General features: G+C 48.8%; 9 protein-coding genes. 4 read left to right on the top strand and 5 right to left on the bottom strand.

Going from position 1 to position 10,012, the window contains the following annotated elements; all coding sequences use genetic code 11:
- The coding region (locus tag NG833_RS27970) for a hypothetical protein (protein WP_254568543.1) at positions 1-186 on the top strand (186 nt) is incomplete at its 5' end.
- Positions 187-247: 61 nt separating this feature from the next.
- Here NG833_RS27970 and NG833_RS27965 read toward each other — a convergent pair.
- From NG833_RS27965 to NG833_RS27955, 3 genes are all read right to left on the bottom strand, one after another.
- The gene (locus NG833_RS27965) at positions 248-1,207 is read right to left on the bottom strand and encodes a polysaccharide pyruvyl transferase family protein (RefSeq protein ID WP_254568542.1); all 960 of its coding nucleotides are present in this window, start codon (positions 1,205-1,207) and stop codon (positions 248-250) included.
- A gap of 366 nt (positions 1,208-1,573) precedes the next feature.
- Positions 1,574-3,229, bottom strand: a complete 1,656-nt coding sequence (locus tag NG833_RS27960; protein WP_254568541.1) for a CHAT domain-containing protein — start codon at positions 3,227-3,229, stop codon at positions 1,574-1,576.
- Positions 3,230-3,555: 326 nt separating this feature from the next.
- The gene (locus NG833_RS27955) at positions 3,556-4,164 is read right to left on the bottom strand and encodes a hypothetical protein (protein ID WP_254568540.1); all 609 of its coding nucleotides are present in this window, start codon (positions 4,162-4,164) and stop codon (positions 3,556-3,558) included.
- Positions 4,165-4,700: 536 nt separating this feature from the next.
- Here NG833_RS27955 and dusB point away from each other — a divergent pair.
- Entirely contained in the window at positions 4,701-5,717 is a 1,017-nt protein-coding gene (gene dusB, locus NG833_RS27950; RefSeq protein WP_254568544.1) for a tRNA dihydrouridine synthase DusB, read from the top strand.
- Between the two features lie 121 nt (positions 5,718-5,838).
- Here dusB and NG833_RS27945 read toward each other — a convergent pair whose 3' ends face one another.
- Entirely contained in the window at positions 5,839-8,103 is a 2,265-nt protein-coding gene (locus NG833_RS27945) for a bifunctional (p)ppGpp synthetase/guanosine-3',5'-bis(diphosphate) 3'-pyrophosphohydrolase (protein ID WP_254568539.1), read from the bottom strand.
- A gap of 262 nt (positions 8,104-8,365) precedes the next feature.
- Between NG833_RS27945 and patD the strand changes: the two genes are divergently transcribed.
- Positions 8,366-8,737: a heterocyst frequency control protein PatD gene (gene patD / locus NG833_RS27940; RefSeq protein WP_256556190.1), complete on the top strand. Its 372-nt coding sequence runs from the start codon at positions 8,366-8,368 to the stop codon at positions 8,735-8,737.
- A gap of 112 nt (positions 8,738-8,849) precedes the next feature.
- On the top strand, positions 8,850-9,416 hold the full coding sequence (locus tag NG833_RS27935) for a zf-TFIIB domain-containing protein (protein WP_254568537.1): 567 nt from the start codon (positions 8,850-8,852) through the stop codon (positions 9,414-9,416).
- Between the two features lie 378 nt (positions 9,417-9,794).
- On the opposite strand, the gene NG833_RS27930 is transcribed toward NG833_RS27935, so the two are convergent.
- A partial coding sequence (locus tag NG833_RS27930; protein ID WP_254568536.1) for a hypothetical protein occupies positions 9,795-10,012 on the bottom strand: 218 nt, incomplete at its 5' end.

The following is a 10,012-nucleotide window of genomic DNA, read 5'->3' as shown; positions in this document are numbered from 1 at the left end:
CAACAAATAAATCATCCTTGCTTTGATGCGATCGCACCTAACAAGGCTCTTTTAGCCCGCGCAGGCGGGCTTTGTCCGTGTAGCCCCACCCTTCAGGGTGCGGGTTTTTTGAAGGTTTTATTTTTTGGAGTTCCCTTAGTACCCAATCTCGGCCATAAAACCTGTTATAACAGTCCCCTTGATTGAATACCGTCCCAACCTCTTGTAGTGCGTAAAACCTGCCGCTCATTAAGCCAAACGGGTAGACCTATTGATTGTTTCCGTTAATAAAGTCCGTACAGGTTTTTCTCAATTTGTCTGCAATTGGGGTAATATCTACCGGGTTGGGTTCTGGCGACTCCCAATTAATATCCATTGCACCACTCAAGATTTCATCAAAGGAATAGTGCTTGAACAAATCGATTAATCCTCCCATTCTAGTATCATTAGATAAGACTTCTTTTTCCGTGAGTAAAATGACTGGCGTTCCCATTGCTAAACAGGGGAGCGCACAGTGAATTCTCCCCGTAATGACTAACTTCGCCTGAGCATACCGATCCAGCAAAGACTGGGCTAAACGGGCCCGCTTGTAAGGATTGATGTAGTCTGGCTGTTTTAGTTCTACAGTATGTCTAAGATAGGTTGCTTTGTTCCGAATGTCTTCCGGGAATTTTTCCCATAAATCTTGACGAAAGTTTTTACTCTTAGGAGTTGGGTAGCCTCTCCCCTCACCAAAACTGAAAGGATCGACAAAGTAGATATTATCAGTACGTTCTTTGAATCTATTCTGAAGCGTTAAGGTTAAACACCCGGAAAAGTAAGCATCAACTCCCAAGTTAGTTAAACGTTCTAAGGTTTTATAACCTCGACAGCCAATGGGTTCAAATTGCTTGTAATAATCCCGGTATTTTGGATCGGCTAATTCCTCACGCCCCATATGGAAAGACACGAACAGAGGATTGATATTGGGAGGGGGAGGCCAATCAATCGGCTCATTATTAAAAGGCCCGATAAACCAACCATTCATAATCATCTTCATGGGACCAAAGTCACGGGCTTCGCCAAGGTGATCCCGGGAAATATCAAAATCAATGTGAGGCAGATATTGAGCTGCGGCTAAACTTTGGACATCATCCCCAAGATTCCAAGATTCATACTTGAGTAACCCATATTTTTCTGGAGTTCCCCAAAAGCGACGACCCAAAAAGCGCGTTCTGCTGTATTTCATGATGGTAAATTGATAAGTATTTAACTTTAATTATCCAGATTTACCGGGGTCATCAGGACTTAAGCGTTTCAGCATTTAAATTTTAAAACACTCTCAACCCACAATCTTTTTGCCGTGCGACCTTATGGAGATCTGGGGTGATTAAATTAAATGCTCAATAGCTTGACTGATTTTTTGGCCTAGCATAAAACAGTCTGAGGAAAAACTGAGTTTAGCTTGGGTTACCCAGGTAATTTATCCTTGCATAAAGCTAGAGATTTGTCAAGAGGTTTTAGAGGGGGTAATAGACCTATTGCAAAATAATTTTATGCTGGATTAGGAAGTTTAACCTAGGCTCTATGGCGGGGTGCAGTGCCGATGTTTATCTTACCCCTTTTCTCCCGTGTCGTGCGATCGCCATTCATCAATGGCAAACTCTAAAGTTTGACCCTGGGAACTGCCAAATTTCAATAAAATCCCTGATTCTAACTTCACTTCCTGATGGTGGACTTTTTGCCACCCATTACTACTTTTAATCAAAGTTCCATACCGAGAAAAGTCTCGCAGAAAATAAGCGGGAACTGAACCTGTCCCAGACATATCCCGATAAAAAATTTCGGCGTGTCGTTGGGAAACCCACCGTTCCTGAATCACTAGGTCGTTCTGAGACCTCCGACCCACCCGCATCAAGCCCCCGCGAATCGGCCAGACTTGGTTGCTGACATCAACCGATCGCAGATAAGCCAAACTAATTAAAGGCCGAATCCCCGAAGGCGTATTCTCCGGCAGTTCCGTCTCCAGATAATCCAGGGGTTGGATTAATTCCCCATTAAACTCTGGATGCATATAAAGGACTGGCAAGGTCCAGGCGGGTTGATTAAATTTATAAACCGTTAATAACTGCTGGCGGGCGACTGCCACAGCGCGATCGATGGACATTCGGTCCGCAAGGGCGCTGGTAAAGGCTTGAATAAAACTTAATGCTTCTTCATCAGTAATCGAATCACGCATTCCCAATACTGCCGGGACGCCATGATGAATCAGGACCTCAGCTAGACTACTGCGAGGAATCGCTTGTTCATTCTGGCGATCGCTTTGCGCACCCCAACAAGCATTAAACACCGCTAAGGTCACTTCTGAGCGCACCAGCACTTGAGCCAATTCTGTCCCACTCAGGGGAGTTCCCGTTCGTAATAATAACTGACCCCCCGCAGGGGCACAGATGCCGTGACCCGCATAGAAGAAAATATTATAGTTTCCCGTTTCCAGGGTTTCGATTAGTTCGCTCGGAGTGGGTTGGATTAAGGTATCGACATGGCAGGATACCGGGAGGATATTGTCACCGGAATTCCGGTTGCGATCGCTCTGTTCCAGGACCTGCCCTAAGGCATCCGCTTCTTTTTGCAGTTGCAGGCGGTTTTCTGCCTGGGAGGAATGACCCGGGTTTTCGACTTCTTCCCCTAAGACTAATAAAATTTTTAAAGATTGTGCGGTGCAACGAATCGCCAGGGGGTCTACATCACTGGTAGTCCGGCTAAATCGCAATTGGGGATTAAGGCAAATGGTGGGTTTACCTGGACGGGGTTGCATCAGTTCCCAAGGCAAGGCGATCAGTTCCGGGTCCCGAATTTCTAACTGAATCCGCAGGGGGCGGTCCTGACCCATTGCGATTCCCATGCTTTGGGCGTAGCTATTTTGAAGCGCTTCGCCAAACAGCCATTGCCAAAGCTGGAGTCCTAACTGCTGCATCAGTCGAGCGCTGTAACTCGCGGGAGACTGACTGCTGCTGGGGGTGAGCATGGACAAGGAGTTGTCTTGGGATGAAGGCGGGAGATTCCAGACTGAAGGCAAGGGCTGTAGGGAAAATAGCTGATGCCACGCTTGCCAAGTTTGGGTGAGGCTATCGGGCCAGGGACAGTCATAATGAACGTAGCCACCGGGATAGGGGGCTTTCAGAACCCAGATGGCAAAGTGTTTGGCATCAGAGTTGGTATTTAATGGGGCGATCGCGATGCTCAGGCAAGGAATCTCAGACCAAGACATTCAGAACACTGGCTCTAATGTGAAAGGGGCTTTTAACCAGTGTATCTGTTCTCGGGTGTGATGTTACATTCAGGGATATTCGCCGAGGATTAAAGCAATATCCCCCGACCTTGGTGTGAAAGGGTGTGATCCCGGTTTGGATTGACCCAATCAAGGCGATCGCGGGGGATACACTGAGGCGCAAGGCTCTTTACCGAGATGCTGAACCCGCCAATGGGTTGAAGACAGGGGAATGCTTGGCCCAAAAAACTGGCCATCCCCCGGAGAAAGTGTTGACCCTGAATTAAAGTAGAGTGCAAGGTTAATAAAATAACACCCCCGGTGATTTATGCCGAAAAATTTTCTACTTCAGAGACGGCATAACGAGCGATCGCCAAACTCAGGCGGGCTTTTTCAATTTCCGATAAGTTTGACCAGGTTTTTTGGCCGATCGTATTTACAGTAGAGTCCAGGGATTCGCCTCGCATGGCGTAGGCAAAAGGTCGGGCTAAAACCTGTAAATCTTCCGGGGTCCATTGCGGCAGCAGTTCGCTGACACATTGCACTAATCTTTGAGCAATTGGGGTTTCGTTAGAGGTTAGGGTTTGAGCGCGTTCGGCGATCGCCGCTAACCAGTCAGAAGGTACTTGTGTCCCAAACTTTTGCAGTAAAGCGGCTCTAACGCTCTCCACTGCGGAGGTTTCTGAGGGATTTGCGGACCACAGTCTCTCGAACGCGGCGATCGCCTTTTGTGCTTGGGGTGCGAAGTCGGCTTCGTCACTCAACCACAAGGGCGCAACCTCCGCTTCTACCGTGGCAAAATATGTATCAGCCTCAATCGCAGTCGGGTTCCAAGGGTAAGGAACTTCGGTCTGGGTTAGTTGCTCTAAAAGTTCTAACTCCAGATGAGATGGAGAATATTCTCCATATTCCAGATCACGGGGTTGCTTGGGCATGAATGATGCTCCTGGTGAGTGCATGGATGGATTTGCTTTGATATCGCTAGCTACAATAGCGGTTCTCTCCGTTCCGCAATCGGAGAAGGGATCGCTAGATAGGCATTTTTCTTCCACACCTTCTTTGCATCTTTTTCCCTTTACCTTTCTTCACAAAATCGGTAATTTTCGGTTGAATTCTAGGTTAGAAGGGTAAATTTTCTGGAGAGAAAAACCCTAAAAAAAATATGAAGGCAAATTAAACGCTGAACCTGTCGGAAAAAAGACTGAGGAGGAGGACGGACTCAGGGCAAATGTTTCGGATTTGGCAAGGGTGGCGATCGCCCGGGTTGATTTTCACAAATTGCTCCGTTTAGTCACCTTCTCCAACCCCTGCACAAGTCAGGCAACTTATTCTAGTCTAGCATGGAATAATTAGAGGCTGTAGGCCGTCCGGGCTGTGCCCTTGGGACTCCCCACCGAATCCCGTACACTGGGTCCCCCTTGACTGTCATCCGGAACGCCTTAACTGAATGGTTACTCCCCTAAAAGACAAAATGCTGGTTCTTTCTCCTGAATTGCAAAACAAACTTGCAACCCCTCTCAAAATTGGTCAAGTTTCGGTTAAAAGTCGCGTCTTGCAATCGCCCTTATCTGGGGTTACGGATTTAGTCTTTCGGCGTCTGGTCCGTCGCTATGCACCGGACTCCATGATGTACACCGAAATGGTGCAAGCGAGCAGTTTGCGCTATTTGCGGGAGGTCCCCAAAATTATGGAAGTGGACCCCAATGAACGACCGATTAGTATTCAATTATTTGACTGTCGCCCAGATTTCTTAGCGGAGGCGGCAGTGATGGCGGTGGCAGAAGGGGCGGATACCATTGATATTAATATGGGCTGCCCGGTGAATAAAATTACCAAAAATGGCGGGGGTTCTTCGTTGTTACGGGACCCCAAAACTGCCGAGGCGATCGTTCGTGCCGTAGTCAAAGCGGTATCGGTTCCCGTGACGGTAAAAACCCGCATTGGTTGGTCCGATCAGGAGATTAATATCCTCGACTTTGCTAAGGGAATGGAGGATGCGGGTGCCGCCATGATTACGATTCATGGCCGGACTCGGGACCAAGGATATCACGGCAGTGCCAAGTGGGAGTGGATTCGACGAGTTAAGGAGGTGCTGTCGATTCCGGTGATTGGGAATGGGGATATTTTTTCGGTGGAAATGGCGGTACGCTGTTTGGAGGAAACTGGGGCCGATGGGGTGATGTGTTCCCGGGGGACCTTGGGGTATCCGTTTTTAGTGGGAGAGATTGACCATTTCCTGAAAACTGGAGAGGAGTTAAGAGCGCCTACCCCAATGGAGCGATTGGAATGTGCGAAGGAGCATTTACGCGGGTTGTGGGAGTACAAAGGCGATCGCGGAGTTCAACAGGCGCGAAAGCATTTGACTTGGTATGTGAAAGGGTTTTACGGTGCCGGAGAACTCCGGGATCAGTTAGCCAGAGTGGAGTCAGTGGCCCAAGGATGCGAGTTAATCGATCGCGCGATCGCCCAAGGGATTAGGGCTGAATGACCTTGGTCATTTGTCATTGGTCCTTGGTCATTGGTCATTGGTCCTTGGTCCTTGGTCCTTGGTCCCTTGACAAATGACAAATGACAAATAACAAATGACAAATGACAAATGACAAATGACCTTAATCAGCAGCATTACTCAGGCGTCGCAGATTCAGCACATCGCTGATTTGGCGAATTTGGTTAAAGGTGCGTTCGAGTTGGTGGCGATCGCAAATATCGATCCCCAGTTCGATGGTGGCAGGTTTACCCATGTAGGTTTTCACGTTGGCGCTGCGGACGTTGACATTGTTATCTTTCAATCGAGACAAAATGTCATTTAGAACCCCAACGCGATCGAGCACTTCGATGGAAATCTCAACAGGATAGCTTTGAGGACGGCCCTCGGCGCAATCTGTGGGATTCCAGTTGACGGGGACCAGGCGATCGCCGGGAATCCCTTGAACATTGGAACAGCCTTGGCGGTGAATGGAAATGCCCCGATCGCCCAGGGTGACAATCCCAATAATGGATTCTCCGGGGATCGGTGTACAACATCGCGCCAGATGATAAACCAATCCCTCGACTCCGGCGATCGGGTGTTTCCCTTTTGTCTGTGCTGGGGGAAGAGAGGCCCTGACGGTGACTCCGGGCAGTAACAAGGGCTGAGTCTGTGCCAAGGTTTGGCGATCGGTGACTTCACCTCGGAGGCGATGGACCACTTGATTGATCGTGAGTTCCCCATAGCCGACTGCGGCGAGTAAATCCTCCACACTGTGGTAATTGCAGCGTTGAGCCACTTGCAGCATTTGTTCCGATTTGAGCAAGGATTCAAATCCATTTTTGCCCAATTCTTTTTCCAACATATCCCGACCCCGTTGGACATTCTCATCCCGATGCGATCGCTTGTACCACTGGCGAATTCGGGTTTTCGCTGTCGTGGTAATGGCGAAATTCAGCCAATCTAAACTGGGGTGACTATTTTTCTGGGTGAGAATCTCGACGATATCCCCATTATTTAAGGGAGTATCCAAGGTAACCAGTCGCTCATTGACCCGCGCCCCAGCACAATGGTTACCGACTTCCGTATGAATTCGATAGGCAAAATCTACCGGGGTTGCCCCTTGTTTGAGGGAGATTAAATCGCCTTGAGGGGTGAAGACATAGACATCTTCATCAAATAAATTATCCTTAACATTTTCCAGATATTCTTGAGCATCTTTGAGGTCACTTTGCCATTCCAATAGCTGACGTAACCAGGTGAATTTCTCATCATCGTTATTGAGTTTACTGTGACTGGATCCGGTTTCTTTATATTTCCAGTGGGCTGCGATCCCGTACTCAGCAACGTGATGCATTTCTACGGTGCGGATTTGGACTTCAATGGGCCTGCCTGTCGGTCCGAGGACGACGGTATGCAAGGATTGATAGCGGTTGGGTTTAGGGAGGCCGATATAGTCTTTGAATCGACCGGGTAGCGGACGGAAGGCATCGTGAGCGATCGCCAGGGCACGGTAGCATTCTTCGCTTTTTTGGACGAGAATTCTCACCGCTGCTACGTCGTATATTTCTTCAAATTTTTTGTTCTGGCGCTGCATTTTTTGATAGATCCCGTACAGATGCTTGGGACGCCCGCTAACTTCGGTGCAACCGATCCCCAGTTCTTCTAGGCGCAGTCGCAGGGTTTCGGTGACTTTATTCAGGCGGTTTTCGCGGTCGATCCGTTTTTCAGCGACGAGATCCTGCATCTGGCGGTAGGAGTCGGGTTCGAGATATTTAAAGGATAGGTCTTCGAGTTCCCATTTAAACCGACCGATCCCCAGGCGATTGGCTAGGGGTGCAAAGATTTCGCGGGTTTCTAGGGCGATGCGCTGACGCTTGACATCGGCGAGGGACTCTAGGGTTCGCATATTATGGAGGCGATCGGCCAGTTTCACCACGATGACTCGGATATCTTTGGCCATTGCCAGAAACATCCTACGGAAGTTCTCCGCTTGTCGTTCGGTTTTGCTGGAAAAGTTAAATTTGGAGAGTTTGGTGACGCCTTCGACGAGTTGGCGGACTTCTTCCCCGAAGCGTTCTTCGATTTCTTCGGGGGTGACTTCGGTATCTTCAACCACATCATGCAAAAACCCCGCAGCAATCATGGCACTGCTGCCACCGAGTTCCCGCAGGAGTCCGGCAACGGCGATCGGATGGATGATATAGGGTTCGCCGGATTTGCGCCGCTGACATTCATGAAGTTGATAGGCAAATTCAAAGGCGCGACAGATTAGGGAGTTATCGTTCTGGGAGAGGTCGGGGTGGATTGAGTCGGGAGATTCGTTATAGGAGATTAAACAGGTTTGCAGCCATTCGGGAATCTCGACATCAAAGGAGCAGGTTGGAGCAACGGGGTTCATGATCATAAGACAGTCTGAAGGATTAATAATGGGGTGGGCTTAAGAAGATTTATCAATTTTAGGGCATTTATTGTATCTGAAGATACAGAAAGCCTGAAAATAAGGAGATAAGAGCTGAGGGTGCAGGGTCCCTATTGCCCTCTGGGCCGGAATTCATACCGGGCAAGAGACTCTGCATCGCTCAGGCTTGCAATTTATATCTAAGTTAAAGTTTTATTAAATTGTACGGATTGCCTACTCTATTAATATAGACAAATTTCTTCAACTTATGCTGCCGGATTTTCATGTCCAGTGTTATCAAAATTTGATGCAAGCACTAAAGCAATTGACGGAAATGGCCAATGCACCGAATCCAGATCAAGCGACGGTGCGAGCCAGTACACTTGAAATGCAACAAATTTTTCAGGCTCAAATCTTGAGCTTAGGGATGGAGGGGCTAGACCCCAGGATGGTGTCCCTGGTGCAGTCGTTTCAGACGGAACTGCATAAGCAGATCCGGTTATTGGTAAATGACGTGATGTTTTTAGGTTCCGCTCGACAACCGGAGACTCTTGAGCGACGTTGGTCTGAGGTCCGCGATCGCCTTAAGAGTTGCATCGGTTACTGCGAAGCCATTTTGTCGATTCCTGCCCCGAATTGAGTTCCAGGGGCCTGGGTTAAGATCCTTCCTTGGCGATCGCCCATCCGGGAGTATCTAGCCCGAATTCATTCCAAGTCCCATTTTTGAAGGTGTAACCGGGAAAGAAACAGCAATGCAATGCCCAAAAGATAAGAATGAGACCCTAGTCGATGGATTTTTGTCCGGGGATCTCCCCGTCAAGCACTGCGTGGAATGTCAAGGCAGTTGGATTTCCTCAACCGACTACGAACCCTGGCGATCGCAGCAACGTCGGCAGATGGTTCCCGCAACCTACGTGACTCGCGAAGTCGGCAGAGACTTCATTCCCCCTGAGACGGACATGAAAGCGGGATTATGTCCGGAATGTAATCGCTACCTTTCCCGTTCCAAAGTGATGGCAAAAAACCCGTTTTATGTGGAACGCTGTCCCAGTTGCGGCGGGTTCTGGTGCGATCGCGGGGAATGGGAAATTCTCGAAGAACTAGAACTCCATGATAGCCTAGAACAAATTTTTTCGGGGGAATGGCAAGCCCGAGTGCGATCGGTCCTGCAATCTGAAAAAGAACGGGATGCCACCATCGACAAATTAGGTCCAGAAGTGGCGGAAATGGTCTTCCAACTCGCGGAAGTTCTCGAACAACACCCCAATGGCGATTTCGGCGTAGCCTATTTAATGCGCCGCTTTGATAGACCGCAATAAGGAGTGGGGAAAATTGTTCGTAGTAACGACTTCAGTCGTTATCTTCTTTTGTTCGTAGTAACGACTTCAGTCGTTATCTTCTTTTGTTCGTAGTAACGACTTCAGTCGTTATCTTCTTTTGTTCGTAGTAACGACTTCAGTCGTTATCTTCTTTTGTTCGTAGTAACGACTTCAGTCGTTTCATAGCTGAACCCGTGATACTCACCAGGATCGGCTTAAGCCCCTGTGAAGAAACTGGAGGATCCGGACAGGGTTGCGTGAATTGGCTGACGCCAAGTCACGCGGTAACGACTGAAGTCGTTACTACGAACATGAACCCCATCTCCCCGAAGAAACTGGAGGATCCGGACAGGGTTGCGTGAATTGGCTGACGCCAAGTCACGCGGTAACGACTGAAGTCGTTACTACGAACAGGAACCCCATCTCCCCGAAGAAACTGGAGGATCCGGACAGGGTTGCGTGAATTGGCTGACGCCAAGTCACGCGGTAACGACTGAAGTCGTTACTACGAACATGAACCCCATCTCCCCGAAGAAACTGGAGGATCCGGACAGGGGTGCGTGAATTGGCTGACGCCAAGTCACGCGGTAACGACT

It is taken from the genome of Oscillatoria sp. HE19RPO (assembly GCF_024220515.1).
Taxonomy (GTDB): Bacteria; Cyanobacteriota; Cyanobacteriia; order Cyanobacteriales; family Laspinemataceae; genus Laspinema.
Note: the sequence above shows the minus strand (reverse complement) of the source record. Positions and strands in the feature narration are given on the sequence as shown.

Excerpts from the sequence above, each read along its gene's own strand:
- NG833_RS27965 (WP_254568542.1), bottom strand. The coding sequence starts at position 1,207 with ATGAAATACAGCAGAACGCGCTTTTTGGGTCGTCGCTTTTGGGGAACT.
- NG833_RS27960 (WP_254568541.1), bottom strand. The coding sequence starts at position 3,229 with ATGTCTTGGTCTGAGATTCCTTGCCTGAGCATCGCGATCGCCCCATTA.
- NG833_RS27955 (WP_254568540.1), bottom strand. The coding sequence starts at position 4,164 with ATGCCCAAGCAACCCCGTGATCTGGAATATGGAGAATATTCTCCATCT.
- dusB (WP_254568544.1), top strand. The coding sequence starts at position 4,701 with ATGCTGGTTCTTTCTCCTGAATTGCAAAACAAACTTGCAACCCCTCTC.
- NG833_RS27945 (WP_254568539.1), bottom strand. The coding sequence starts at position 8,103 with ATGATCATGAACCCCGTTGCTCCAACCTGCTCCTTTGATGTCGAGATT.
- patD (WP_256556190.1), top strand. The coding sequence starts at position 8,366 with ATGCTGCCGGATTTTCATGTCCAGTGTTATCAAAATTTGATGCAAGCA.
- NG833_RS27935 (WP_254568537.1), top strand. The coding sequence starts at position 8,850 with ATGCAATGCCCAAAAGATAAGAATGAGACCCTAGTCGATGGATTTTTG.